Source organism: Actinomyces oris, from assembly GCF_006546825.1.
GTDB classification, from domain to species: Bacteria; Actinomycetota; Actinomycetes; order Actinomycetales; family Actinomycetaceae; genus Actinomyces; species Actinomyces oris.
Map to the genome: position 1 here is coordinate 19,640 of NZ_VICC01000009.1, position 25,954 is coordinate 45,593.

The following is a 25,954-nucleotide window of genomic DNA, read 5'->3' on the forward strand; positions in this document are numbered from 1 at the left end:
ATGCGCATTCTTCTGCTCACCCACTACTGGGCACCGGAGGTCGGCGCTCCTCAACGCCGTTGGAACCGGCTGGCCGAGGCGCTGATCTCACGGGGCCACGAGCTAGCGGTGCTGGCTCCGGCCCCCCACTACCCGGGAGGTCGTCTCCTGCCAGGCGGCGCGCCCCACATGGCCGGTTCGATCAGGCGGGACGTCACCGGGGCGATGGTGCACCGCACGATCTTCCGCCCCTACAGCAGCGGAGTGTGCGGACGCGGCACCGATCAGATGGTCGCGGCGGCCGACTCCGTGCGCCTGGGGGTGGCGCGCTTCCGGGGCGCCAACCGTCCCGACGTCATCCTCGGCTCGGTTCCCGGGCTCCCCACCCTCCCGGCCGCGCTCGCCGTCGGCAGGGCCCTGCGCCGCCCGGTCGTGGTGGAGCTGCGCGACGCCTGGCCGGATCTGCTCCTGTCAGCCGCGCAGTGGTCCGAGCCGGCCACCTGCCCATCGGCCCTGGCATGGGCCCACCGAGCCCGCCGGCTTCACATCGTCGACCACGGTACGCACAACCTCCTGCCACCCCTCATCACCCGCCTGGAGCGGGAGGCCGCGGCCGTGGTGACGACGACCGACTCCTTCGCCCAGGTCCTGCGCTCGCGCGGGATACGCCGCGTGGTGACGGTGCGCAACACCGGCGCCGCGGTGCAGACAGGCCGCACGGGTGCCGACCGACGCCGCTGGGACGGCACCCTGCACGTGCTGTACCTGGGAACCGTGGGGCGCGCTCAGGGACTGGGCTTCGCGGTGCGAGCCGCACACATCGCTCAGTGCAACGGCACCCCGGTGGTGCTGCGGATCGTCGGCGACGGCGCACAGCTCCAGGAGGTGGTGGCCCTGGCCCACAGGCTCGCCGCCCCCGTGGAGATCCTCCCCCCTGTGCCCTGGAGCGAGGTGGATCAGCACTACGCCTGGGCCGATACGGCGCTGGTGAGCCTGCAGAACTGGCCGGCCATGTCCATGACGGTCCCCTCCAAGCTCTACGAGATCATGTCCGCCGGAGTGCACGTGTGCGCCTCGGTGGACGGGGAGGCCCGGCGCATCGTGGAGGACGCTGGCTGCGGTGACGTCACCGCCCCGCAGGACCCGCAGGCCCTGGCCTCCCTGTGGAGCGCCCTGGCTGCAGACCGCAGCCGTCTGGACGTGACGGGCGGACGGCGCTGGCTGGCGGTCCACGCCGACGCCGAGGCCATGACCAACCGCTACGAGTCCCTCCTGAGGCAGGTGGCCGGTGGCTGACCTCCAGATCCTGAGGAACCTCGCACTGCTGAGTACCTCCGCCACCCGGCAGCTGGTCGAGGATCCGGTGCTGCTGGCCCTGCAGGGGGCGCGTCGGCTCTCTGAGCCCTGGCGTGGCCGCAGCGCTCGGGCTCTCGGCATCGGCGCGGGCGAGCACGAGCTGCGCCGGGCGCTGTCGGCGTTCATCGCCGACCGACCGGACTCGGCTAGTGACGCGCTGAGCCGGGCGGTGCCGCGATCGACCCTCGGCCGCCGGCTTGCCGCCGAGATGGCGATCCACCTCGGTTCCGCCGAGCGGAGGCATCTTGACGCCGAGGGCCTGAGCCCCGCGGTGCGCGCGCGGGACCTGTGGTCCCGGGGACACCTGAGCGCCGCGCTCAGCGCACTGGAGGCAGCGCCCGGCTCCGGGGCGCTGCGGGCCCGGCTGCGTTCCCAGCTCGCCATGATGAGCCCGGGATTCCACCTGCCCCGCTTGTCCCCCTCACCGGGATGGACCGTTCCTGACCCCGGCGAGCCGCTGCGAGTCCTTCACCTGCTGACCAGCTCACTGCCCCACACCCAGTCCGGCTACACCGTGCGCTCGCACGCACTCCTTCAGGCGCAGTGCGACGCCGGCATCGACGTGCGGGCGGTGACCCGCATCGGCTACCCCGTCATCATCGGCAGGCCCTCGGCTCAGGCCACCGACGTCGTCGACGCAGTCACCTACCGGCGGCTTCTGCCCGCGCGGACCCAGGCCGCCCCGATAGCCCGGTTGGCTCAGATGAGCCGTCTGCTGGCGCGGGAGGTGGACGCGTTCCACCCACACGTGCTGCACACGACCACCAACTACGTCAACGCCCTGGTCACCCAGACGGTGGCGCGCTCCTACGGCCTGCCCTGGGTCTACGAGATGCGAGGGGTACTGGAGTGCACCTGGGTGGCCTCCAGGCCGGTGGGTCAGCAGGCCGAGGCACTGAGCTCCGAGCGCTTCGCGCTGCTGCGGGCCAAGGAGGCCGAGATGGCTCGGCGGGCCGATGCCGTCGTCGTCCTCTCTCGGGTACAGGCCGAGGACCTCGCGGCCCGGGGTGTCGAGCCCGGCCGGATCACGGTCGTCCCCAACGCCGTGGAACAGGAGGTCCTGGAGGCCACCAGGTACTCGCCAGCGAATGCCCGCCAACGGCTGGGCCTGCCCCGCGACGGCCTGTGGGTGGGCAGCGTCTCCTCCCTGGTGGGCTACGAGGGCTTCGACGTGCTCCTGCGGGCCGTGGCGCTCTGCCGCGCTCGGGGGGTCGACGTGCGGTGCGCCGTCGTGGGTGACGGGGTCAGCCGACCCGGGCTGGTGGCCCTGGCCGGAGAGCTGGGGCTGGAGACCTCGGTGTGCGTCCTTCCCGGACGGGTGGAGCGCGCCACGGCCCTGGACTGGTACCAGGCCCTGGATGTCTTCTGCGTGCCGAGGCTGGATACGCCGGTATGCCGGCTGGTGACACCGCTCAAGCCGATGACGGCGATGGCGCTGGGGCGGCCGGTGGTGGTCTCCGACCTTCCCGCGCTCAGCGAGCTCACCGCCGCAGCGACGAATCGGTCTTTCCCTGCCGGGGACGTGGAGGCGCTCAGCCGAGTGCTGACTGGTATGGCGTCTGGAGATCCCCTGCCCTCAACGCCCTCAACGCATCAGCCGCTGCCCACCTGGAGCGGCAACGCAGTCCGTCAGGCCGAGATCTACAAGGAGCTGGTATGAGCAGGGCGTCCTGGGCCCCGTGGTCCGATGGGCAGCCGTTCTGGGGCGGCAGCTCGGAGGTCAGTGTCAGCGTCGTCGAGCTCAGCGAGCTCTACCCGGTGGGCCGGCGCCCACCGCTGGTGGCCTACATCCGCCAGCTCTGGCAGCGCCGGCACTTCATCTGGGCCGACGCCCGGGCCAAGGCCCTGGGCTCTCAACGGGGCACCTTCCTGGGCAACGCCTGGCTCATCGCCAAGCCGATGCTCGACGCGATCGTCTACTTCCTGGTCTTCGGGCTGCTTCTGCAGACGAGCCGCGGTATTGACAACTTCATCGGCTACCTCATCATCGGCGTCACGTTCTTCCCGCCGCTGCAGCGGGCGGTCACCGGTGGCAGCCAGGTGATCGTCACCGGCAGGAACCTCATTCGAGGCTTCTCCTTCCCTCGGGCCGCCCTGTCCGCGTCGTACACGATTCGCAGCGCGATCGACCTGGTCCCGCCGATGATCGCGCTCCTCGTCCTCGAGGTGGTCCTTCCTCCTCACGCCTGGCCGAGCTGGCACTGGGTCCTCATCGTCCCGGTCCTGGCGCTTCAGGTGCTCCTGAGCCTGGGACTGACGCTGGCGGCCTCCCGTATCACGACGACGATCCCGGACATGCGCAACATCTGGCCCTTCCTGACTCAGTTCTGGTTCTACGCCTCGGGAGTCTTCTTCTCCTACGAACGGTTCATCAATCACCCGGTGATGCTGCGGGCCATGGACCTCAATCCCGGTTACCTCATCATCACGATGTACCGAGACGTGATCCTGTACCAGCGTGTTCCGCAGCCGCGCATGTGGCTCATCCTCAGTGCCTGGTCGCTGGGGCTGACCACCGTGTCCTTCGTGTTCTTCTGGGAGAAGGAGGAGGCCTACGGTGTCGAGCGCTGAGACCGGAGCAGGGAAGGATTCAGCGGCCCTCCAGGCGGACGGGCCGGGAGAGGCGACATCTCCCTCCCCCATCGTCATGATGACATCGGATGGCGACTCGTCGGCCGCTGTCATGACCGCGGCCGAGGGTCACGAGGCCGGCATCGGCACCGCCACCGTCGTCGTCGACGAGATCGGGGTGAGCTACCGGGCGCCCTCCACGGACGCCGAGGATCTGCGCACCGCCTCCGTGGCGCAGAAGATCGTCATGGGGATGACTGGGCACAGGCCGAAAGTGAGGGTCGAGGCTCTCAAGAACATCTCCTTCGTGGCTCGCGCCGGGGAGTCGATCGGGATCCTGGGGCGCAACGGGGCGGGGAAGTCCACGCTGCTGCGCGTCATGGGCGGCTTGGAGACGCCGACCTCGGGAACGGTGAGCGCCCGTTCCACCCCGGTGCTCCTGGGCGTCAACGCGGCCCTCGTCCCGGACCTGTCCGGCGAGCGCAATGTGCGCCTGGGCTGCCTGGCCATGGGGCTGACTCCCCAGCAGATCGAGGCGATCATCCCGGAGGTCATTGAGCTGGCCGGGATCGGGAAGGCCATCTACCGCCCGATGAAGACCTATTCCTCGGGAATGGCCTCACGTCTGCGGTTCGCGATCGCCGCCGCGGCGAACCCGGACATCCTCCTCATCGACGAGGCCCTGTCCACCGGTGACGCCGCGTTCAAGGAGCGCAGCGAGATCAAGATGACCGAGCTGCGGCGCGCCGCCGGGACGGTGTTCATCGTCAACCATGCCGCACAGGTCATTGAGGAGATGTGTACCCGGGCTCTGTGGCTCATGGATGGCGAGCTCATCGGTGACGGCCCGGGCCCCCAGATCGCCCACGACTACCGGTGGTGGTCCTGGAACATCGCCAAGAACAAGCCGGACAAGGCCGCCACGATCCTGGCCGAGTGCCGGGAGAAGTGGAAACCGGCGGGGGTGCGGATCCAACGCTCGGAGAGCCGCACCCTGCCCTACCGACACGCTCGAGGAGTATGACCATGCGCAGTGAGGAAAGCACGATGACAGCAGGACGAATCACGGTCTACGGCTCTTGCGTGGCCAGGGACGTGGCCGGTGAGATGGAGCGGCGGGGCTGGAGCGTGGAGCGTTACATCGCCCGCCAGTCCCTCATCAGTGCGGGGTGCCCGGCCGACGTCGGCGACGTCGATCTGTCCCTGCTCAGGTCGTCCTTCGCCCGTCGGTCCTTCCTGTCCGACATGGTGGGCAACCTGGAGGCGCAGCTCACGGCCGTCGCCTCCTACACCGACCTCCTGCTGTGGGACCTGACCGATGAGCGCCTCGGCGTCCTGGAGACCTCCCCCGGGACCTTCCTGACGCGTTCGACCGAGGCGCTGACGGCCGGCCTCTACGAGGGGCTTCCCGCCAGGTTCCTCGAGCTGGGGACGGCCGAGCACCTGCACCTGTGGCGGCCCGCCCTGCTGCGTTTCCACGCCCTCCTGGAGCGGCTCGACCTGGCGAGGCGGACGATCCTCATCAACGTTCCCTGGGCGACACGGACCACATCGGGGATGTCCACCGTCCCGAGCTGGGGGCAGACGGCCATGGAGGCCAACTGGGTCATGACCCGCTACATCGAGCTCGTCTACCAGGAGACCGACCTGCGGATTCTGCAGGTGCCCGACGAGCTCGTGGTGGCCGACGACGCGCACCGCTGGGGGGCCGCCCCCTTCCACTACGCCGGCTCCCTGTACTCCTGGGTCGCCGACGAGCTGGAGATCGCCCTGGCACCGCGCAGCCTCGCCCCGGCGCTGTGAGCCCCACCCCGTGAGGCAGGGCGGCGTAGGGCCGGTGGGGATCGACGCGCTTCAGCGACGACGCCGCAGCAGCCTGCGAAGGCGCACCGTCCTGGCCGGGCGCGGTTCAACCAGCCGTGGCCGGCGGGACCACAGAGGGATGCGGGGGACGTCTGCACCGGAGTAGCGCTGCGCCGCCTCGGCTCCGGTGAGGATCCAGCCGACGTCGGTGCCGGCGTAGCCCAGGGGCTCCGCCTGCCGACCGGCAGGCTCGACGGTGCACAGCTCGATGACCTCGCCGTCACGCACCACCGCCACCTCGGGTCGGCCTTTCCACAGCAGGAGGCGGGCCCGGTCCCGGGCGCCGAGGTTGCCCCAAGGGCTGCGGAGGATCTGCTCGGAGTCGAGGCGCTGCGCCAGCTCACGCATCTCAGCCGCGTGCGTCTGCCCCAGTCCGGGCGGATCAGTGGGCATCCGGCCGGCGTCGACGACCCCGAAGTACCAGCCCAGGTCATACAGGATCGTCTGCTGAGCCCAGGGCGCCCCACCGGCGGCATCGAGAAGGGCGTGGTAGCGCGTGCGCATCTGAGCGATGTAGCGGCCCGGCCGCGACCAGGCGGTCTGAACCGTGGAGTCGCCTGCGACCCGCTTGTCATAGTGGTAGACGGCCTCGGGCACGTAGACGATCCGGCCCCAGCGGCTACGGATACGCCCCAGGTAGAGGGCGTCCTCGAAGGTGGGGGCCTCACGGTCCTCCGGGAACCGGGCCGCGAGCGCCCGGTCGGCCCGGATGAGGCACTCGTGGACGGAGAGCTGGATGGCCTGCGGCTGCCGGGCGGCGTCGACCCGGGCAGTCCCGCCCTGGAAGCGGAAGTCGAGGGGGTGGGGGATCTCAGCACCGTCCTGATGGATGAGGGTGCGGCCGGCCAGGAGGACGTCGCCGCGGCGTCTGGCAGCCAGGAGCCGGGTGAGGAAGTCGGGGGCGAGCCAGTCATCGGGATCGGGGAAGCCGATCCACTGTCCCCGGGCCCGCTCCATCCCGAGGTTTCGGGCGCGTCCCTGTCCGCCGTTGTCCGTCTCGATGATCTCGACGTCGAGGTCGGTTCGCCGCGCCCAGCTCCGGCAGGCCCGCGGAGAGTCGTCGCAGGCCCCGTCCAGGACGAGCACGACCTGAAGACGGTGGTGCGGGTGGTCCTGGGCGTCGAGCGAGCTCAGGAAGCGGGGCAGGTAAGGGGCCACCCCGTAGACGGGGATGACGAGGCTGACCAGGGGCGGGCGGCGGCGCATCAGCGGGGCCCCGCCGGCGGGGCCGGCATCAGATCACGTCGCGTCGGAGCTGGGCGGTCAGGCGGGCGCAGGCTCCGGCGTCGAGCAGGAGGAGGTCCTCGGGGGCGGTGACTCGTCCGGCGACGACGTCCTCCACCGCCTGATGCACCTGCGCGCTGGTGTCGGCGCCGATGGCTCCGATGGCCTCGTGACGGGCGCGGTAGCGATCCGTGTCCGGCCGTGCGCGGGGGTCCCAGACGATACCGACGCAGCCGGCGATCATGCCCTCGTCGAGGACGGATGAGCGGTCCGAGACCACCGCCCAGGAGCGGGCCAGGGTCTCGGGCAGCTCGCGGCCGGTGACTGCGGGCACGCCCAGGGCCCGGAACCACTCGGGTGCGTGCAGCACCAGCTTGGGGTGGGCGAACAGGACGGTGCGGTGGCCGGCCTGGGTCAGGCCGGCGGCCAGCTCGAGCCAGGGCCGGTAGAGCGCGCTGAGGAGTCCGACGGCGTCGGGGTCGCTCTCCAGGGCTCGTGAGACCTCGGGGTCCCAGGTGGGGGCCAGCAGGATGCTGTCGCGCTCGCGTCCCAGCAGGCTGTGGAGGTGGTCGTGGCGGGGGAAGCCGGTGCGCCAGACCTCTCGGTCGGTGAGGGTGTAGGAGGTGTGGTCGGCAGTCAGCCCGGCCTGCTCGGCGGCGGTGGCGCACACGACGACGTCCATGCGGGCGCCGTTGAACCAGCGCCACATGTCGCGCATGGTCACGCCGTGCTGGAGGAAGACGAGGCGCTGGTCGGGGCCGACGCCCGTGCCGGTGAGGCGGCCCGCGATGAGCGGGTCGCCGATATCGGACAGGAGGATGGTCTCGGCGCCGCTCCAGGCGGCGTCGAATCCGGGGCCGGTCGGGTCCAGCAGGACGAAGCCGTCCTGTGCGAGGCGCTCCCAGTCCGGGCTGCTGCGCTCGATGACGAAGATGTGCCGAACGCTGGGTGCGTGGGTGCGGGCGTAGCGGTACAGCGGCTCGGCGTTGTCGCCGGCGCTGTCGTGGCGGTCCATGTAGAGCCAGGTGCGGGGCCAGTCGGAGGGGGATGAGGCGGTGTACGGCGTGGGCGCTGAGGAGGAGGCCACGGAGGTCGTGGAGGACGCCGCGGAGGAGGCCTCCGGGGCAGGTGACGTGCCGTCGGGCGTCTGGGTCTCCTGCGTGGCGGTGGGACTCAGGAGCCGGGCCAGGCGCCGGCGCAGCCCGGATGAAGCCGCTCCTGGGCGGCCTCGCCCCGGTGGCGTCTGAGGCGGCCTGGGGTCGCCCCGGTAGGGGGCGACCGGGAGCTCCTGGCCGTCGATGACGGCGGTGATCTGGCCCTTGGGCAGCCAGACGATGCGCTCGTGGAGGACCACGTCGTCGAAGTAGCGGTGGTCGACTGTCTTGGCGCTGGTCGGCTGGGCCCAGGCGCCATCGACCTTCCACTGCTCCTGGGGCATGTCGCCGGTGTAGAAGTAGGTGGCCTTCTGGTCGCTGCGGAACCTGCGCGCCGAGGGCAGGATCGGGGCGGGCATGGGGCCGGCGGCCATGGCGACCAGTGCGGTGCGACGGCCCACGGCCAGCGGCGTGGAGCAGTACGCCTCGATCTGGGGGGCGGGGACGCGCCGGGTGACGGCGCGCAGAAGCTGGGCCACCTCGGCGCGCTCGGCGGCCGTGAGTCCTGCCGAGGGGTAGCGCAGTCCGCGGTCGGCGTCGGTGACCTGGATGAGGCGGTGGATGATGAGCTGGTGGACCCAGGCCGGTGGGGGGCTGCCGGCCTGCAGCCACGCCGGCAGCACCGTGCCCAGCAGGTGGCGGTAGTGGTCGATCCTGTCCCAGGGGCCGGGGGGCTGGGGGGCGTGGCGGATGACGGCCGGGCCGTCGTGCAGCCCCACCCGGTTGCCGGTGGCCATGATGTGGGCAATGAGCCCGCTCAGGGCGGTGTGCTCGTCATCGGTCGCGGTCTGCGCGCCGGCGGCGTCGTCCCCGCCGTGGAGGGCCCCTGGTCCGCCCCAGTCCTGCAGGCCGTGGCGGGGGATGGTGAGCACCGCTCCGCTGACGGTGTCGGGGAAGATGTGGGGCTCGACGGTCAGGTCAGCGGTGCGGTTGCCGTGCTTGAAGCGCCACTGCAGCCGCTCGTCGCGGGTGCCGTCGGGGCGGATGGTCACGGTCGGGGTGAGGACGACCGCCTCGGCGGTGCCGTGCTGGGCCACTGAGGTGAGATAGCCCGGCTCGACCCGGTCTCCCGCCTGGAGGAGCAGGACCCGGGTCCCTGCGGCCAGGGGGCGCAGGACCTGGCCCAGCCCCGCCGGATCGGGGCAGCCAATGGGGACGATCCCGCCTTCGGGCGAGTCCTGGTCAAGAGAGTCGAGTGTGTCCTGCCCATCTGCGGAACCGATGATGATGACGTGCAAGGTCTCGGTGCTGCGGGCATTCATGAGGTGGGCATCTCCATTTCGTGGGGCGGTCCCCAATGACTAATGGTGGACGTAGCCAGCACCTCCGCGTTGGAGATGTCCCAGGTGTGTCCGAAAGTCGTCCCTCTCCGTTGGACGAACCCGAATCGGGAGGCCGAATAGATACGGGCCCCGGCACGTGCGCAGTCATTGAGGAAACCGGTGTCCTCACCAGTGGTCGTCTCGGGAAAAGTCACCTCGCGCGCCAGGTCCGCCCGAGCCACCAGGGTCGGCCCGGAGACGAAAGTCGTATAGCGGTGCTCCCAGTCGGCGAAGCGCAGCACCGTCAGGTCCGGGCCCGTCAGGTGCAGGTAGTGGGCGTGCTTGCCCACGACCTCGGCACGGGCGTAGTCGGCCGCCGCGAGGGACTCGAAGAGGTAGTGATCGCCGTAGAGGTCGTCGTCGTCCATCTTGGCGATGTAGTCGGCCTCGATCCGCGAGAGCATGAGGTTGTAGCAGCCCCCCAAGGGAGTGCTGGTCTCGGCGCTGACCCAGTCGATCTCCAGGCCCAGCTCGCGGGCCCGGGCCCTGCTGCGGGCCGGTGCGGTGAAGCCGTGGGTGAGGATGACCGGGGCCATCGTCACCCGCTGCTGGCGGGCCAGGGTCTCAAGGACGTGGTCGATCTGCTCGGGCCGGATGGTGGACACCAGCGGTGCGATGGTGGGGCGACGCGTGGCCCGCTCCCCCATGCCGACGGCTCGCAGCACGGTCTCCACGCGGTGGCTGTAGGTGTGCCGGCTCCAGATCTCCCGTTGCGCCAGATGCGTCATGTACTCCCCGAGGGCCGGGTTGGTCACGAGCGCTCGCACGGTGTGACCGGCCTGGGCGCGGTCGGTGACCTTGGCCAGGGCGCCTGCGGGCAGCAGGCGGTCGGTGGCCGGCGTCGGGGTGCTCACCACGGGAGTGCCGCAGGCCAGGACCTCAATGACGCGGCGCGGAAGCATGGAGGGGCTGTCCACCACGGAGCTGACGTTGAGGAAGACGGCGTAGGCGCGGTAGGCGCTGAGCATCTGGGTGTAGGTGAGGCTGCCGCGCACGTGCGAGTCCCAGGGAGCCGGGAACTGGTAGGTGTCGTCGCCGCCGAGGTACCGGGAGAAGATGTCCAGCCCGTGGGGCAGGCGTGCCGCGACGTCGTGGGCGCCGCCCAGGACGATCTCCATCTGCTCGCGCCGCTCGGGGTACTTGTGAGCGAAATAGGTGCCGGCGAAGGCGACATCCCTCAGGGGCGCGGGACGCCCCGCCTCGTCCAGCAGGCGGATCGGGTTGTGGATCGCGGGCTGGGCGGCGAAGGGCAGGATCCCGATGCGGTCATGTCCCAGGTCGCGCCGGTAGTGCTCCACCATCGCCTCATCGGTGGTGAAGACCCAGTCGAAGAGGCGTGCGGTCTCGATGGCCTCGTCGTAGTGGGCGGGATCCTCCTTGTTCCAGAAGACCGTCGGTACTCCTCGGTCCCGCAGCACGGTAACCATGTCCCTCAGGTGGCCCGAGGGTCCCTGGGAGCCGATGACCTGGAAGCGCCAGGCGTCGTCGTTGCCGTGCCAGGCGGACTCTACGAAGAGCAGGTCGATGGGGGTCTGCTCGACCTGCTCGCGCCAACCGGTGGGGGTCAGGGGCACCGAGCGCCACTCGTAGCCCAGGGCGAGCGCCGTGAACTCGTCGGCGATCACCCCGACGGTCACGTCGTGACGGGGCCCGGTCTCCTGGGGTGTGGGCAGCGGCCAGTCTGGCAGGAGCGTCCGGCCCCGTCTCTTGGAGGCCCCTCGGCGGGGGCGGGCCCAGGCGGTGGCCCGACGACGGCGCAGGTGCTCACGCAGCCCCGACAGCCCTGAGTGACGCAGGTGCCACAGGGCTCGCCGCAGCTCGGGGGCCGTCCGAGGCGAGGTGCGGGTCTCCGGCGAGCTCATGACTCCCCCCATGTCTTCTCCAGGGAGTCGAGCAGCTCGTCGAGCTGGTCGCCGTCGCGCTCGATGTTGAAGACGTAGTCCCGGTTGGTGACTCCCAGGTCCCGGCCCTCACAGTCCTTCCCCCTGCCGTCGGTGATCTCGTCGCCGTAGAACAGGTGCAGGCGGTGGCCGAGCACCGAGCAGATGAGGTACTCGTTGGTGGCCAGGTAGGACTGGTTGATGAAGCCGATGACGTCGATCGGTCGGCGCGCGAACATGATGTTGTACAGGGCCGAGCCGATGTACCCGGCCACGACGTCGGCCTCGTAGAACATGCGGGCCTGCTCCACGATGGAATGGCCCTCGAGCCGGATGATGGTGAAGCCCCTGCGGGCGAAGCACTCCTCGACCTGACTGCCGTTGAGGCACTCGCGCCACATGTCGGGTTTGCGGGAGATGAAGAGCCTGCGCTGGGGCTTGTCGTTGGGGGTTGATCGCTCCAGCAGGCCGTCACGCAGCCGGTGGCAGGTTGAGGCCAGAGCCGGGTCGGCGAATCGCCCGTTCTGCATGAGGGGCATGGCGCACACGAGGGTGTCGACCTTCACCGGGGAGGTGATGACCTCGACCAGGTCGTCGTCGATGCCGTAGGCCTCCAGGAGGATGCGCTGGTAGGCAGGGGGACGGCCGCGGTCGGCCCTGCTGTTGGTGAGGATCCGGATGTCGGGGTGCGTCGCCCGCGCCAGCTCCCAGGCGTAGAGCCTGGGAACGACCTCGGTCATGAAGTGGCCGAAGTGCCGGTTGTACTCGATGTCCAGGTAGAAGAAGGTTCCTTCACGTCTGGGAGCCGACTGCGTATCGACCGTGGGCGCGGCGTAGTAGTGGTTGAGTTCCTTCAGCGCCGTGTTGACCAGCCGCTTGGTCGTGGCCAGGCGGAAGGTGTTGGGCAGCAGGAGATGATCCTTGACAAGCACCTGACGGGGGGCGACGCACACGTCCCGGTACTCCAGGACGGAGGTCTCGGGGATGCGGTTCTCGCGCGGAAACCTCTTGGCGCACAATCCCGGGTTGTTGGTGACGCCAATGACCTCCAGCGGGGTGACCCGGGCGGGGAGGGTCTCCAGTGACCGCCCCCAGGACTCGCCGTAGCGGGCGGACAGGATCGGCGGGGTCTCGGCGTATCGGAGCTTGACGAATCCGTCTCCTCGTTTACGCAGCACGACGCCGCCGTCGAGGACGGTCAGTGCGGCCACCTGCTCACCGTAGGACCGTTCGTCCCCACTCAGCTCCCCCGCGGCTCCGTGCAGACCGGCGAGGCTGCGCGAGGCCCGGGTGATGAGCCCAGCGGTGTTGAGGCTCTCGCCCAGCGCCGCACCATCGATGACGACGTAGTACCCGCCGTCGCGGACAATACCGATGAACAGCTGGGCGGACGTGGCGCGCATGCCCGGGCTGTGGGTGAGTGCGTCCACGAGGACGTCGAACCGGCCGTGAGTGGCCAGGGCCTGGTGCAGGTCGACCTGGTTCGTGAAGCCAACCACTCGGGCCAGACCGATGAGACCGGAGTACTCCACTGGTTCCGCCTCCGGGCACCCGTCCTGCTCGTCCTGCTCGTCCCGCATTGAGCAGACGATCAGCTCGCGCGCTCCCAGCGCCGCCCCGAGCCAGTTGCTCAGGTGGGGCTGAGGGCGGTCCAGGAGCACGGCGACACGGGGCGCTGCTCCGGACTCCTCCCCGCGGAACAGCCCTTGGAGGACCTGCTGGAGGATCTCCCCCAGCTCCGCCGAGGGCTTGCCGGCCGGCATCGGGGCGCAGACCGCACCCTGGCGAGCCGCTGTGGGCTGTGACCCGTGGGGGCCCGTCATGCGGGCTTCCCTCGCGAGGCCGCCCGCTTGCGCCGCCGCCTCTTGGAAGCCGTCTTCCCCTGGGGCTGCTGGTGGAGTGCCTCGGGGCCGAGCACTGCCTCCAGGGTGTCCCGCAGTGAGCGCGCGTTGTGCTCGGTGACGTCGAAGTCTCCGTGGGCGAGGCGGGGATCGGCCAGTGCCGTGCGGATCGCCTGGGCGATGTCCTGGGGCGAGGTCCCGCTCAGAACCCCGTATCCGAGGGCGACCAGCTCCCGGTTGCCCGGAAGGTCGGAAGCCACGATGCCGGTTCCCAGTGTCATCGCCTCCAGCAGGGTGACCGGCTGCCCCTCGTGCAAGGAGGGCAGGACGAACAGGTCGGCTCCGCCCAGGACCGGGAACGGGTTGTCCATCTGTCCCAGCAGCGCGACGTGCCCGGACAGGCCCAGGGAATCGATCCTGGCCCGCAGCGTCCCCTCGAGCACCCCGGATCCGACGATCGCCAGGCCGATGCTCAGCCCCTGAGCGGTACCGCCCTCGGTGCCGTCCTGCTCGCGCAGAAGGGCGAGCGCCTCGATGAGAGCCGCCTGGTTCTTCTCCATCGACATCCGCCCCATGGTGGCAAGGACGATGTCGTGCTCGTTCTTCAGCGCAATGAAGGCATCGGGCGCGGGCGCCTGTGCCCCGAGGCGGACCCGCTCGACGTCGAGGAGGTTGCGGGCCGAGAGCTGGCGCTGGGAGAGGTCAATGCCCAGGCCGGCCAGCCCGCTGCGGTTGTGGCGGGCCAGTCCCGGGCTGACGGCGACGACGGCGACGACAGCGCTGTAGAGGGTGAAGACGCGCTTGAGGCCCGGGTACTTGTCCCGGTACTCGTTGTCCATCTGGTTGTGCTGGTAGCAGGAGGTGCGCGATCCGCGGCGACCCCAGGCAGCGATGAGCGACACCCACGTCTCGGCGTAGCCGTCGTACTCGATGGCGGCGTCGGGCACGAAGTCGCCCAGGATGCGGCGCGTCTCGCGCTCGTAGTAGGCCCAGTAGCAGTCCCAGAAGCTCTGCGAGGTGAAGGCATCGGGGTGGCGGGCGAAGTCGTTGACGCAGGCCCGTTCGTGGATCCGCCAAGGAGCGGCCCCGGGCTTGCAGATGACATGGACGTGGCGGGGCAGGCGTCGGAAGATCTCCTGACGGTCCTCGTTGTTGCGCAGGACGGAGGGCTCGACAATGAGGTTGACCGAGTAGAGGTCCGGATCGAGCGCCTCCAGGAGGGCCAGGAGGGCGGAGGCGATCCCGTTGGGGATCATGGAGGCGTGGAACAGGAGGGTGCGGCGTCTGCGGGAACCGTCGCCAGATGCGGGCTCGAGGGCGTGGTCCCTGATGATCGCCTGCCGTCCGTGGTCGAGGTCGTCGTCAAAGAAGGCTCGGGCCAGGCGTGACGAGGCCTGTCCGTCCTCGTAGGGGCAGTACCGGTCGAGGGCCTTCTGGGGCGCGACCCCCTCTCCGGCCAGGGCACGCCCGATGGCTGAGGCCAGCTCAGCGCGGTCATAGCAGGCCAGCCCGGGGACCTCCCCAGGATCAAGGTACAGGCCCCGCTCGGCCCGGTACTCCTCGATGTCGTGCATGTAGAGCACGATGGGGCGCTTCTGGGGCAGGAAGTCGAAGAGGATCGAGGAGTAGTCGGTCACCAGGACGTCGACGGCGGCCAGCAGCTCATTGGTGTCGATGTCCTTGGGGACGACGCTCACCGGCAGATCGACGCCGGCCAGCAGCTTCTCGGACAGACGGTGGGCGCGGTAGACCACGAGCACGTCGTCACGGGAGGCCATGGCGGTCAGGTCGGCGACCAGGGCCTCACGGTCCAGCTCTCGCTTGCTGACCCCGCCGCGCCAGGTGGGGGCGAACAGGACCAGACGGCGCTCATCGTCCTCAGCAAGTCCCAGGCGACCTCGCAGCACCGTGCGCTCCTGCGCGCTCATCGTCAGCGAGGTGTCCAGTCGGGGGGAGCCGGCGACGATGGTGCGGCCCCGGTAGACGTCGAGCAGATCATGGTCCTCCACCAGCGCCCATCGGGTGAGCTCATTGGGCGCCATGAGCGTGGTGCTCAGCTGGAAGTTGCGCTGCAGGTTCTCGTAGTCGAGCAGACCTCCCCGCATGGACCGTCCCAGGGTCTTGAAGGGGGTGCCGTGCCAGGTGTTGAGGTAGCGCTGCTCGCGGCGGCGCACGAAGTAGGGCGCGAAGGAGACGTTGTTGACGAGGTACCCGGCGGTGGCGAGGTACTGCATGTACTCCGTGCTGTGCAGGGGGACGAAGACGACGTTGCGACGCCCCAGCAGATCCGCGGGGATGGCGCCCAGGTCATTGACGGCCCACACGTGCAACAGGTGGGAGTACTCCGGCCGGTCCACCATCCAGCGGAAGATGGCCAGGGGATGGCAACCGATCGAGGCGCCGTGGTTGGACTCCCACAGCACCAGGTGGGGGCTGACGGGAAGGACCTCCAGGGCCTCGGCGTAGCGGATGTTGCGGGCGGCTGTCGCGGTGCGTCCATAGGCCCTCGGGTCCAGCCCGTCCTTGCAGCCGAACTCCTCGGCCTGCTCGAGGATCTCGCAGGCGAGCTCCACCTGCCCGGCGTCCTGGGCCAGCTGGGCCAGGACCAGGCGGTGATTCCGGTCCCCCTTGAGAACCAGAGGGAGGACATGCCGGATGGACTGAGCGGCCTGACCCGCTGCGGCGGACGGGATCGCCTCACCGGCACCGGGATCATCCGTAGAGTTGTGGGAGCTGAGAGCCTCGTGAAGGCCGAGCATGACGTCGCCGATGGTGGACTCGACCAGGTCCTCCGGCCGCTGCCGAGGCGGAGGTGTGCTCTTCGCGCGGACCAGGTCGAGGAAGCCCGTGCTGGCCAGCTGCTTGGACACCGATGCCAGCCCGCGCGGGGCCGGTCCCAGGTAGGCCCAGAAGGAGGCCAGCGCCTCGTCGTGGCGTCCCAGCCTTGCCAGGCAGACCCCACGGCGATAGTTCCACCAGCTGCGTGCGGGCTTCTTGAGCGTCCGCAAGGCCTCCTGGTACGAGCGCTCCGCGGTGGCGAGGTCGCCGACACGTTCCGAGGCGAGTCCCAGCTTGTAAAGAGTGTTCCCGTTGCCGGTGTCCAGTGAGGCGGCCAGGGCGTACTGTCCTTGTGCCCGCTCGTGCTCGCGCAGACGGTCCAGGCAGTAGGCCAGCTCGTAGGCCCGCTCCACCCTCGTCATCCCCTCGCCCGGGTAGATCTCGAAGAGCTCGGCCGCCAGCCTCCAGTCTCCCCGGGAGCACGCGAACTGGGCCGGCCCCTTGCTGCAGGCCTTTCCTCCGGCGGCCTTGCAGGCGGCGGCGAAGCTGGCGGCGGCGGAGGCCCGATCCCCCTCACGGTGGGCGATGACCCCCTGCTCGAAGAGCTCCTGCGCGCTGAGCTCATCGATGTCGGCCAGGGCGTCCAGGGTGCACCTGGCCGGCCCGTTGAGCCCCAGGTGAAGCTGAGCCTGAAGGAGCTTGCGCAGCCAGGCGGCGTCGTTCTCGTGCTCCGGCAGTCCGGAGAGCAGAACCTCCAGGCGCTGCCACTGCGGGGTGCTCGCGGGCAGGCAGGCGAGCAGATTCTCCGAGTAGCGCCGGTCCCGCACCCCCGAGGAGAGGGCCCGCGAGAAGAAGACGGAGGCCCCCTCCGGATCGTCCTGACGCTTGAGGAGGCAGCCGGCACGGTAGAAGGCCTCTCCGCAGGAGGGGTCGCGGTCGGCCACCTCGGTGTAGGTCCTCAAGGCCGCCTCGAACCGTTCCTGACGCTCAGCGATGACTCCCAACCGCAGCCGGATGGCCGTGTCGTGGCCGCTCTCAGAGAGTTTTTCATACAGACGCTTTGCCTCAGCCAGGTTACCGTCCTCGTACTCCCTGGCGGCGGCATAGCGCACCAGCCGGGTGGTGGCCGGCAGCTGCAGGCGGCCGGAAACGGCACGCCCCATTTTTCTGAGAACAGCATCCTTACTCATGATGGTCGCCCTTATTTCAGTATGAACATTACGCGTATTTAATCCTGCGCCTGTTGACGCAGCATGCAGCGAGCCTCGATCCAGGTCTCCGCTCACCCCTCGATACAGCCCGCACAGCGAGCCGCCGCTCAGCGCACCACTCAGCCCAGGCGCATATCACTCTTGATCCGAGTCGTTGAGACCTCGGGAGTCCGCGGGAGGTAGACGACCTCACACAGACCCTTGAGCTGGTCGTCGAACTCGCCGTTCCAGTCGTCCCCCATGACGAAGACATCAATACCGTATTTGGCGATGTCCTCGGTCTTCTGCCCCCAGGTCATCTCGGGCACCACGAGATCGACATACCGGATGGCTTCGAGCATCACCTTGCGCTCCTCGTAGGAGAAGTAGGCCTGCTTACCCTTTCCGGCATTGAACTCGTCACTGGACAGCGCCACCATCAGGAAGTCCCCCAGCGCTCGCGCACGCTTCAGCAATGCAATATGACCATAGTGGAGCAGGTCATATGTGCCATAGGTAATCACGCGCTTCATGGGGTCACTTCCTGGTTGGACGTTCGAGGTTCATCCTCAACAACACTCCGGACAAACCACCGTGAGTATTCCCCACCCCGAGAACCACAATCGAAGATGTCATAGAATCGATGCGATACCGATATGCCGCCGAAATACCCGATGTTCGCCGTCGAATATCACAGAGAGTTCCGTCTCACCTTTCCCTCACTCTCACACACTCGTCACAATTTTTCTTTCCAGTTCTTTTGAGAGGCGGCGTTCATCCACCCTTCCGGTCGCTTATCAGCTCAGGAAACGAGCGATCCATCCCCGGATCCACATGAGGTTGTCCAGGATCGGCGCGGGTTCCACCTCCAGTGGGGAGTAGCGCCCCTCAGCGACGTCGATGTCGCCGAGGAGCCGCTGCAGGTGGGATACGAGCTCATCGTGGTCGGCGGCGACCGGCAGCCCCGAGCCCAGGGGCCAGTCACCGTACAGGCCCCTTTCGACATCTCGGTAGGAGGCCAGGTCGGGTGCGTAGACCACTGCCGGTTTCCCGGTCAGAGCGAAGTCGAAGAAGATGCTCGAGTAGTCCGAGACCAGGATGTCGGCCGCCAGCATGAGCTCCTCGACACCCGGGTACCTGCTGACATCGATCATCCCTGGGACACATCCGGCCCGGTTCATGTGGTGGCTGCGCATCAGGACCACCGCATCGAGGAGCTCAGCCAGACACGGCCCGTCCAGTGCCCCCACAGGTCCCGGCCCGTGCGCGGCGGCGCAGCCGGCAGCACCCGTCGAGGGCCGCAGGCTCTCGCGCCAGGTCGGGGCGTAGAGAATGACGGGCTGTCCCGGAGCGATACCGAGCTCGTGGCGCACCCGCCGCCGTACTTCAGCGCCTCCGAGCAGCCTCACGTTGCGGGGGTACTCCCCCACCCGAACCGGCCCGCGGTATCCCAGTGCCTGTTGAAGGCGCCGACCAGCCTGCGGGCTCTGGGCGAGCAGCAGGTCCCACTGAGGGACCTGGCGGTCCATGAGTCGCCGGTATCTCAGGGTGACGGCTCTCGGCGCATCGTGCAACAGCTTCTTGATCGGAGTGCCGTGCCAGGTCTGGAGCAGGTGCTGGCCCTCACGCTTGGAGAACCAGGAGGGGAGGTGGTCGTTGGTGACGATGACACGTGAGGTGCGCAGCGCCTCCACCCACTGCGGGGATCCGACGACGACGGGGCGCGCGCCCGCCGGCACGCGAACCGTCCCGTCAACAACCGACCACCACAGGGGCGCTCCCACGCCGTGGGCCGCCAGGTCCTCGCAGATGGCGGCCGGGTTGTCTCCCGCGCTGCGTCCACCGAAGGACTCCAGGAACACTCCCGGTCTCAGGGGGCCCGCCTCGCGCTCGATGAGGAGCCGGTGGCCCCGTCGTGAGCGCACGCCAGGAGTCAGCGGAGGGATGACAGCAACGGCCACGGAGCCGTCCGTGCGGGTGAGGAGCCGCGCGCGGCGCGCCGGGCGCCCGGCATCCGCCCCGGTGACGTCGCTATCGGGTTCCGCCGCGCAGCTAGTGGGCGCCGCGGCGATAGGAACCTCGGTGGCCGGACCGTCGATCCCTTCTCCGGCCAGGCAGGCTCCCTTGATCCGGTTGCCGGGCTCGTCCTGCGATACGGTGCTCCAGCTCAGCGAGTAGGTCGCCAGCTCGATGTCGGGATCAGCCAGATCGATGCTTGCCGACCAGCCGCCGCCAGGGGCCAGGACGGCCGGCACCGTCATCGCCCGAGCCTCGGCGGCCCTGCCGCCCAGGACGATATCCAGCCCATCCGGGGCCGGCGCCACCGTTCCGCTCAGCTCCAGCGTTGCGTCAGTGTCCAGACGCGCGCAGAGGAGCACGACGTCGATCTCCCCGCCGGGCCGCGCCTTGCTCCCCCGGATCCCACTCGGCGCCGGGGCGACCTGGAGCAGCCCCCGCTGACCGCGCGCCTCCAGATGCTGCCCGGTCTCCGGCGGCGCCAGGTGCCTCCTGCTGGAGCCGGCCGGTTGCGGCATCCATGCCCGCACCTCTCGCCCGGCAACGCGGGTCACCACCCGGAACCAGGAGGGGCGGCCCGCTTCGACCTGCAGACGCACCACGATCCCCGAGGTGAGGTAGGAGCGCCACGGGTCGCCGGCCTCCAGGTCGGCTCGGGGGGCCTCACAGCGATCAGCCTGGGCGCGGCCTCGAACTCGTCCGGTCTCATCGACCACCTCGACGGTCGGGCGGTCGATCAGGCCTGGGTCGAGCCCCCAGACCCAGGCGCATCCGCGCACCTCCAGGGTCCTGGGGCCCAGCCAGCGCACCGCGTCGACACCGACGTGCAGTCTTAAGTCGGCGTCCCGGATCTCGGTGAGTCGGCGGGGCACCGGGGCCCCTTCCAGGAGAGCAGGCTCGGGGCGCACGGTGCCCGCCTCGATGGTCAGGGGAAGGTGGCCCAGGTCCTCGCAGCGTCTGCCGATCAGCTCCTCGAGCTCCACGGCGCCGGCCGGCTCGTCCTGGATGAGGAGCCACAGCACGAGTCGGTCGAGCAGCCCGACCGCCTCCCACACGAGGTCGTCGGCGTCGGCGAGCGCCCTTCTCGCAATGCGGCGCAGCCTGCCGGAGAAGTCGGGCCCCTCCCGGTGAGTGGCCTCGGCCAGACGAACCAGGTCCCGACTCAGGCGTCCGGCGACCAGGCTCCGACGCACCGCCTCCGGGGCGTCGGCGGCCAGCTGCGCCAAAGCGTCCACCTCCGCCAGGAGGCCGACGGGATCCGTGTCCGCACTGAGGCCACGGGCCGCAGAGCCTGCGCGCCAGGTGTAGACCTCCTCATCCAGGACGTCCATCCGGGTCGCGGCCAGAAGCACCGCGAGGGCCCTGGCGGGCAGTGACACGGCGGGGGCGCGGAGCACTCGAGGCCGTCTCGGCGGTGCCCACAGCCTTCGGCGCGCCATGACCGCGCCGGCCACCAGCTCCTCAACCACCTCGGGCACCCGAGCCGGCGGCTGCGCGAGACGAGGCGCGCGGGGAGGTCCCGCCCCCGGCCCGGCCCCGGTTGCCGGTGTCAAGGACCGCGAGCGCGCGACGACAACGTCGGAGCCCGACCGCTCCAGGCACTCAATCATCGACTGGCAGGCACCGCCGACAAGTCCGTCCCCACCGTCAACAACGGTGACCAGGCCTCCCCTGGCTCGTTTCAGGGCGGTATCCAGCCAGCCATCCGGGCCAGCGCCCCGGATATCGTCCCGGTCGCAGGACACGACCCGGACGCGCCGGTCCCTGGCGGACAGGCCGGTGGCCACCTGCTCACCGGAGCTCAGCGCATCGGCCCCCGGACCGACGACGACCAGGACCTCCAGGTCCCTGAAGGTCTGGTTGAGTACGGAGCGGATGGCCCCTTCCAGGTGAGGACCGGCCCCCGCTGCTCGGACGATGACGCTGAGTCGGGGCCGGTGCACGCCGCGCACAGCCGCACCGATGAGACGTCTCAGACGCCTGCCGCCCATGTCCTTCTACCCGTCAGCTGGGGCTCTCGGGCGCGCCAGAACCCCGTGGCGTCGATAACGCTGCGCCCCTCGAGCAGGTGCGGATCAAGGTCGGCGAACTCCTGGTGGCCAACCAGCACCGCCACGACATCAGCCTGTTCGACGGCCTGCCGCCACCCGGTCAGCCGCACGTTGTCCCACCGCGCCAAAGACGCCGGGAGCTCCTTGGCGTGCGGCTCGGCCACCAGGACCTGGGCATGGGGCGCAGCGGCGGCCACCTGCTCAGTGATCGCAAGCGCCGGCGACTGGCGCAGGTCATCGACATCGGCCTTGAAGGTCAGGCCGAGTACCGCCACGATCGGCGAGGAGAAGGGCTCCATCGCCTCAAGGATGCGCCCGACGTAGTGGGCCGGCCGGGAGTCATTGACCTGGCGGGCCGTGCGGATGAGCCGGGTCTCCTCCGGAGCGCTGGACACCAGGAACCAGGGGTCCACGGCGATGCAGTGGCCGCCCACGCCGGGGCCCGGCTGCAGAATGCTCACCCGCGGATGGCGGTTGGCCAGGTCGACGAGCTCCCAGACATCCACCCCGACCCGCTCGCAGACAAGGGCCAGCTCGTTGGCGAAGGCGATGTTGAGGTCACGGAAGGAGTTCTCCGTCAGTTTGGTCATCTCGGCGGTGGTGGCGTCGGTCAGGACCAGCTCGCCGGCGCAGAAGGTGGCGTACAGGTCTCTGGCCAGGCGTGACGCCTCGGGGGTCAGGCCGCCGATGACCCGGGAGTTGGTCACCATCTCCGTCATGATGCGCCCGGGCAGCACGCGTTCGGGGCAGTAGGACAGATGCACCTGGGGCCGTGCGCCGCTGCCGTCCGTGGACAGGTCCGGGCGCATCGAGCCGATCGCCTCAGCCAGGGCGCGAGTGGTACCGGGCGGGCAGGTCGACTCCAGGACGATGAGCTCGCCCCCTGTGAGACGAGGGGCGATCTGCCTGGTAGCGGCCTCCACCAGGGACAGATCGGCCGCGTGGTCCGAGCCCGTCGACGGGGTCGGCACCGCGATGATGTAGGTCCGTGCCGAGGGCGTCTCCATCTGGGCGCGCAGGCGGCCGGCCTCGACCTGTTCGGCCAGCACGGTGGCCAGCCCCTCCTCGAGGAAGGGAAGCTCTCCGCGGTTGACGGCCTCGACACGTTCCCGGATCCGGTCCACCCCGACGACGTCGAGCCCGGCGCGGGCCAGGACCGCTGCCGTGGGCAGGCCGATGTACCCCAGCCCGATGACCGCGACGTCAGCTACTTCAGTCGTGTCAGTCATAAGTCTCCATGCATTCGTTCGCGTCCCCGGGGAGCTCCCCGGGGACGCTGCTCCGTGAGCCACGTGTCCGTACCTCTAGTTCACCGTGGCGGGGAGCAGCTCGACGGCGTCAGGGTGCTCGGTGAGGTAGGCGCTCACCCGGTCCTCGGCGAAGGCCTTGAACAAGGGGGTGTCCACGTCGGCGTCGAGCGTGACGATGGACTGCCCGTCCGTGGAGGTTCCCGTACCGGCGGTCGGCACGGTCATGAACCTGATGTCGTTGCTGTGGAGGTGGCGCGTCTCCAGGGCCAGGGACTGCATCTGGTTGAGCGTGAAGGACTCGTCCACGGCGACTGTCCGCGAGGCGGTCTTGAGGAAGGAGTACAGCGCCGTGGGACTGCTCAGGGTGCCGTTGGTCAGGACCCTGCTCACGATGGAGCGCATCCAGGTCTGCTGGCGCTTGACGCGGTCGAAGTCCCCGTTGGGCAGGGAGGAGCGCTCGCGGGTGTAGGCCAGGGCCTGCTGCCCGTCGAGTACCTGGGCACCTGCGCCGAGTTCCTTGCCGGCGAGTGTCTGAGGCGTCTTGAGGTTGATGCGCACCCCACCGATCTCGTCGGTCAGGGCGACGAAGGACTCGAAGTTCGCCACCGCGAAGTGGTCGATGTGGATGCCGGTGAGGTTCTCCACGGTGTGGATCGTCAGCGAGGGCCCCCCGTAGGAGTAGGCGGCGTTGATCTTCCCCTGGCCGTGACCGGGGATCTCCACCCATGAGTCGCGGGGGATCGACATGACTGAGACCGTCTTCCGGTCTCCGCTGACCTGAACGATCATGATCGCGTCCGTGCGCTGGGCCCCCTCCTTCCACTGGGAGGGGTCGGAGGCGGAGGTGCGCGAGTCGGTCCCCAGGACCAGGATGTTGACAGCCGGTTCCTCGCCCGCGGCCACCTTCTGCTGCGGGGCCCGTGCGGGAATGCCCGCGAAGGGATCGGCGATGAACTCGATGCCGGAGGCGATGGAGTGTCGCACCCACAGGGCCAGGCCTCCTGTGGCCAGGGTCAGAACCAGGAAGAACGCCAGGACACTAAGAAGGGCGATCCTCCATCCTCGTCCGGGACGGCGCAGGACGCTGCCTGCACCGCGCGCCGAGGTCGTGTCGGCCCCTGACGAGGCGGCTTCAGCATCGCCCTTTTCAATCGGACTGCTTTCGGGTTCTGGTAGGAGGGACTGAGTCATGGGCCAATGGCACCACATATTTCTCGAGCGTTTTGCCCGGAATCCCCTTGTTTTAGGAATTCCGGGCAAAATGCTCATGAAATGAGATACAACTGAGACCGCCGCAATCTCACTGTCACCATTTCACGTCACATAAACAATATCTTTCTGGACGTTCAGAAGGAATATCGTCGGTGGTTTTATGAACGAGGAGGCACGAGCTGATACATCCACCCGTAGGGATCCTCGGCGCGGCCGGTCTGAATGGCGGTGAGCCGGTCGTGAATCTGCCGGGTGACCTCACTGCCCTCGATGCGGGCGTCGAAGCCCTCGCCCTTGAGATGCCCCAGGGGCACGACGACGGCGGCGGTTCCACAGGCGAAGACCTCACTGACCCGACCCGACTCGATGTCTGCGAGCAGTCCCTGAAGGCTGATGGTCTCCTCCACGACATTCCGCCCGGAGTCGCGCAGTAGGCGGATGATGGCGCTGCGGGTGCAGCCCTCGAGGATCGTCCCGGTCAGGCGCGGTGTGCGCACGGTCCCATCGGCGTCGACGACCATGAGGTTCATGCCGCCGAGCTCCTCGATGTTCTTCTGCGAGACGTCGTCGAGGAAGCAGACCTGGTCGCAGCCCTGCGCGTAGGCCTCCTGCTGGGGAAGCAGGGAGGAGGCGTAGTTGCCTCCGGTCTTGGCCGCCCCGGTCCCTCCGCGTCCGGCGCGGTGGTACTCGGTGGTCACCCAGATGGAGACGGGCTCCAAGCCGTGAGGGAAGTAGGAGCCGGCGGGAGAGGCGATGACGTAGTAGTCCACCACAGCGGCGGGGCGCACGCCCAGGAAGGCCTCGGAGGCGAAGGCGAAGGGGCGCAGGTAGAGGGACTCGCCCTCACCTGAGGGCACCCAGGCGGCGTCGGCGCGCACCAAATCCACCAGGGAGGCCACGAAGTCCTCCTCCGCCAGCTCGGGCAGAGCCATGCGCCGGGCGGAGGCGTTGAGGCGCGCTGCGTTGTAGCGGGGGCGGAAGGTCCACACCGATCCGTCCTCGTGCCGGTAGGCCTTGATGCCCTCGAAGACCTCCTGGCCGTAGTGGAGCACAGCGGCGGCCGGGGACAGGCTGAGGCTGCCGTAGGGAATGACGCCGTAGTCGCCCCATCCCTCGCCCTGCCTCCAGCGGGCGTGAGCCATGTGGTCGGTGAAGGCGTTACCGAAGTGGAGACTCCTCAGGACCGCTGCCCGTTCGTCCTCGGCGAGGGGTGAGGGGTTGGCGGTCAGGGGGAATCGACCGGCGAGCGCATCGGCCTGCGGGACGGGGACCTCGGCGGCGCGGGCCAAGGAGGTGGATGCGAAGTCGGTTGAGGTGGCGTCTGTCTCGGGCATAGGTCCACCCTACCGCCGAGGCCACAACTCGGACACGACCTTCCCATATGCTGGCAGGCGGGCGGGCTCAGAGCTAGGTTCCGGCCATGACTTCTGTTCGTCGTCCCTCGGTCAGTACTCGCCGAATGGGTGCACGAGCCCGGTTCGCCCGGGCGGCGGTGGCCGGCACAGTCCTCCTGACCGGGGTGAGCGGATGCGCACAGGTGGACCTGGATCAGCTCGCCGGGTCGGTGTCGGGGCCCACCTCCCCTTCTACGGCTTCGCAGTCCTCGACGGCTCCGTCCCGGATGGTGATGCCCACCGCGCTGCCGACCGCCCAGGCCACGGCGGCAGCCGCGCTCACGGTCAGCTTCCCGGACCTTCCCGGCTACACCGCCTCCACCGCGTCCCCGACCGCCACGAGCGCCCTGCACGGGAGCACCACCCCTACCGGGCCCGCGACGGCGTCAACCCCGGAGGCATCCTGGTCGCGCTCCTACGCCTCGACCTCCTCCGGATGCCAGGTGAGCGCCGAGGTGACCAGCGCAGCGGCGCTGCTCGTCTCCGGCGGCGATGACCGCGCCCTGTCCGAGCACTGGTCCGCCTCCTTGGCGGGGACCTACCCGGACTACCGGCAAACCGGTCGAGAGGAGCTCACGGCGACGAACCGCTCCGCACCCTATGCCGGTATCGCCACCGCCTTCAGCGCCAGCCTCCGTGGTTCCCGGGTCGCGGGGAGGGCCTTCGTGCGGGTGTGGTCGGCCGACGGCGCAGCCGTGTCGGTGACCCAGGTCTGTCAGCAGGGGGTCTTCGACGAGGCGGCGTGGGACGCCGTCCTTCGCGGCGTCGCCGTGGACGGCCTGTCGGGTCAGTCCCGCTGGCCCACGAAGGCGGCACCCGGGTCTGAGACGCCGGCTGCCTCCGCCACCGGATGACCCCGTCTCATCACGGCCC

16 protein-coding genes are annotated in these 25,954 nt (G+C 69.5%); 6 read left to right on the forward strand and 10 right to left on the reverse strand.

The features are described 5' to 3' along the window. The 5 genes from FK267_RS12735 to FK267_RS12755 are packed head-to-tail and all read left to right on the forward strand — an operon-like array spanning position 1 to position 5,709. Positions 1-1,275 (forward strand): glycosyltransferase family 4 protein, encoded by a 1,275-nt coding sequence (locus FK267_RS12735; RefSeq protein ID WP_075379391.1) that lies wholly within the window; start codon positions 1-3, stop codon positions 1,273-1,275. Next, positions 1,268-2,995: a glycosyltransferase family 4 protein gene (locus FK267_RS12740; protein ID WP_141407424.1), complete on the forward strand. Its 1,728-nt coding sequence runs from the start codon at positions 1,268-1,270 to the stop codon at positions 2,993-2,995. Before FK267_RS12735 ends, FK267_RS12740 begins: the two co-directional genes overlap by 8 nt. Then, the gene (locus FK267_RS12745) at positions 2,992-3,906 is read left to right on the forward strand and encodes an ABC transporter permease (protein ID WP_141407425.1); all 915 of its coding nucleotides are present in this window, start codon (positions 2,992-2,994) and stop codon (positions 3,904-3,906) included. Before FK267_RS12740 ends, FK267_RS12745 begins: the two co-directional genes overlap by 4 nt. Further along, positions 3,893-4,930: an ABC transporter ATP-binding protein gene (locus FK267_RS12750; protein WP_141407426.1), complete on the forward strand. Its 1,038-nt coding sequence runs from the start codon at positions 3,893-3,895 to the stop codon at positions 4,928-4,930. Before FK267_RS12745 ends, FK267_RS12750 begins: the two co-directional genes overlap by 14 nt. Positions 4,931-4,932: 2 nt before the next feature. Then, positions 4,933-5,709, forward strand: coding sequence for a DUF6270 domain-containing protein (locus FK267_RS12755; RefSeq protein WP_075374709.1), 777 nt, complete (start codon positions 4,933-4,935; stop codon positions 5,707-5,709). Between the two features lie 51 nt (positions 5,710-5,760). Here FK267_RS12755 and FK267_RS12760 read toward each other — a convergent pair whose 3' ends face one another. From FK267_RS12760 to FK267_RS12805, 10 genes are all read right to left on the reverse strand, one after another. Beyond that, complete coding sequence (locus tag FK267_RS12760) at positions 5,761-6,975, reverse strand: glycosyltransferase family 2 protein (RefSeq protein WP_141407427.1); 1,215 nt, start codon at positions 6,973-6,975, stop codon at positions 5,761-5,763. Between the two features lie 28 nt (positions 6,976-7,003). Then, the gene (locus FK267_RS12765; RefSeq protein ID WP_141407428.1) at positions 7,004-9,409 is read right to left on the reverse strand and encodes a hypothetical protein; all 2,406 of its coding nucleotides are present in this window, start codon (positions 9,407-9,409) and stop codon (positions 7,004-7,006) included. After that, positions 9,406-11,331, reverse strand: a complete 1,926-nt coding sequence (locus tag FK267_RS12770; RefSeq protein ID WP_141407429.1) for a glycosyltransferase — start codon at positions 11,329-11,331, stop codon at positions 9,406-9,408. The genes FK267_RS12765 and FK267_RS12770 overlap by 4 nt, the downstream gene beginning before the upstream one ends. After that, positions 11,328-13,172 carry a glycosyltransferase family 61 protein gene (locus FK267_RS12775; RefSeq protein ID WP_141407430.1) on the reverse strand — a complete coding sequence of 615 codons (1,845 nt, stop codon included), beginning with the start codon at positions 13,170-13,172 and terminating at the stop codon, positions 11,328-11,330. The genes FK267_RS12770 and FK267_RS12775 overlap by 4 nt, the downstream gene beginning before the upstream one ends. Then, positions 13,169-17,158, reverse strand: coding sequence for a CDP-glycerol glycerophosphotransferase family protein (locus FK267_RS12780; RefSeq protein ID WP_141407431.1), 3,990 nt, complete (start codon positions 17,156-17,158; stop codon positions 13,169-13,171). The genes FK267_RS12775 and FK267_RS12780 overlap by 4 nt, the downstream gene beginning before the upstream one ends. Before the next feature lie 140 nt (positions 17,159-17,298). After that, positions 17,299-17,691, reverse strand: a complete 393-nt coding sequence (gene tagD, locus FK267_RS12785; protein WP_065363115.1) for a glycerol-3-phosphate cytidylyltransferase — start codon at positions 17,689-17,691, stop codon at positions 17,299-17,301. A gap of 264 nt (positions 17,692-17,955) precedes the next feature. Then, the gene (locus FK267_RS12790; RefSeq protein WP_141407432.1) at positions 17,956-21,165 is read right to left on the reverse strand and encodes a bifunctional glycosyltransferase/CDP-glycerol:glycerophosphate glycerophosphotransferase; all 3,210 of its coding nucleotides are present in this window, start codon (positions 21,163-21,165) and stop codon (positions 17,956-17,958) included. Further along, positions 21,147-22,454 (reverse strand): UDP-N-acetyl-D-mannosamine dehydrogenase, encoded by a 1,308-nt coding sequence (gene wecC / locus FK267_RS12795; protein WP_075379399.1) that lies wholly within the window; start codon positions 22,452-22,454, stop codon positions 21,147-21,149. Before wecC ends, FK267_RS12790 begins: the two co-directional genes overlap by 19 nt. A gap of 75 nt (positions 22,455-22,529) precedes the next feature. Beyond that, entirely contained in the window at positions 22,530-23,666 is a 1,137-nt protein-coding gene (locus FK267_RS12800) for an LCP family protein (RefSeq protein ID WP_141407433.1), read from the reverse strand. A 179-nt stretch (positions 23,667-23,845) separates the two neighbouring features. After that, the gene (locus FK267_RS12805) at positions 23,846-25,021 is read right to left on the reverse strand and encodes a branched-chain amino acid aminotransferase (RefSeq protein ID WP_004565326.1); all 1,176 of its coding nucleotides are present in this window, start codon (positions 25,019-25,021) and stop codon (positions 23,846-23,848) included. Between the two features lie 86 nt (positions 25,022-25,107). Between FK267_RS12805 and FK267_RS12810 the strand changes: the two genes are divergently transcribed. Continuing rightward, positions 25,108-25,935, forward strand: coding sequence for a gametogenetin (locus FK267_RS12810; RefSeq protein ID WP_141407434.1), 828 nt, complete (start codon positions 25,108-25,110; stop codon positions 25,933-25,935). The last annotated feature ends 19 nt before the right edge of the window (positions 25,936-25,954 follow it).

Excerpts from the sequence above, each read along its gene's own strand:
- FK267_RS12735 (WP_075379391.1), top strand. The coding sequence starts at position 1 with ATGCGCATTCTTCTGCTCACCCACTACTGGGCACCGGAGGTCGGCGCT.
- FK267_RS12745 (WP_141407425.1), top strand. The coding sequence starts at position 2,992 with ATGAGCAGGGCGTCCTGGGCCCCGTGGTCCGATGGGCAGCCGTTCTGG.
- FK267_RS12755 (WP_075374709.1), top strand. The coding sequence starts at position 4,933 with ATGCGCAGTGAGGAAAGCACGATGACAGCAGGACGAATCACGGTCTAC.
- FK267_RS12760 (WP_141407427.1), bottom strand. The coding sequence starts at position 6,975 with ATGCGCCGCCGCCCGCCCCTGGTCAGCCTCGTCATCCCCGTCTACGGG.
- FK267_RS12765 (WP_141407428.1), bottom strand. The coding sequence starts at position 9,409 with ATGAATGCCCGCAGCACCGAGACCTTGCACGTCATCATCATCGGTTCC.
- FK267_RS12770 (WP_141407429.1), bottom strand. The coding sequence starts at position 11,331 with ATGAGCTCGCCGGAGACCCGCACCTCGCCTCGGACGGCCCCCGAGCTG.
- FK267_RS12775 (WP_141407430.1), bottom strand. The coding sequence starts at position 13,172 with ATGACGGGCCCCCACGGGTCACAGCCCACAGCGGCTCGCCAGGGTGCG.
- FK267_RS12780 (WP_141407431.1), bottom strand. The coding sequence starts at position 17,158 with ATGAGTAAGGATGCTGTTCTCAGAAAAATGGGGCGTGCCGTTTCCGGC.
- tagD (WP_065363115.1), bottom strand. The coding sequence starts at position 17,691 with ATGAAGCGCGTGATTACCTATGGCACATATGACCTGCTCCACTATGGT.
- FK267_RS12790 (WP_141407432.1), bottom strand. The coding sequence starts at position 21,165 with ATGGGCGGCAGGCGTCTGAGACGTCTCATCGGTGCGGCTGTGCGCGGC.
- wecC (WP_075379399.1), bottom strand. The coding sequence starts at position 22,454 with ATGACTGACACGACTGAAGTAGCTGACGTCGCGGTCATCGGGCTGGGG.
- FK267_RS12800 (WP_141407433.1), bottom strand. The coding sequence starts at position 23,666 with ATGACTCAGTCCCTCCTACCAGAACCCGAAAGCAGTCCGATTGAAAAG.
- FK267_RS12805 (WP_004565326.1), bottom strand. The coding sequence starts at position 25,021 with ATGCCCGAGACAGACGCCACCTCAACCGACTTCGCATCCACCTCCTTG.
- FK267_RS12810 (WP_141407434.1), top strand. The coding sequence starts at position 25,108 with ATGACTTCTGTTCGTCGTCCCTCGGTCAGTACTCGCCGAATGGGTGCA.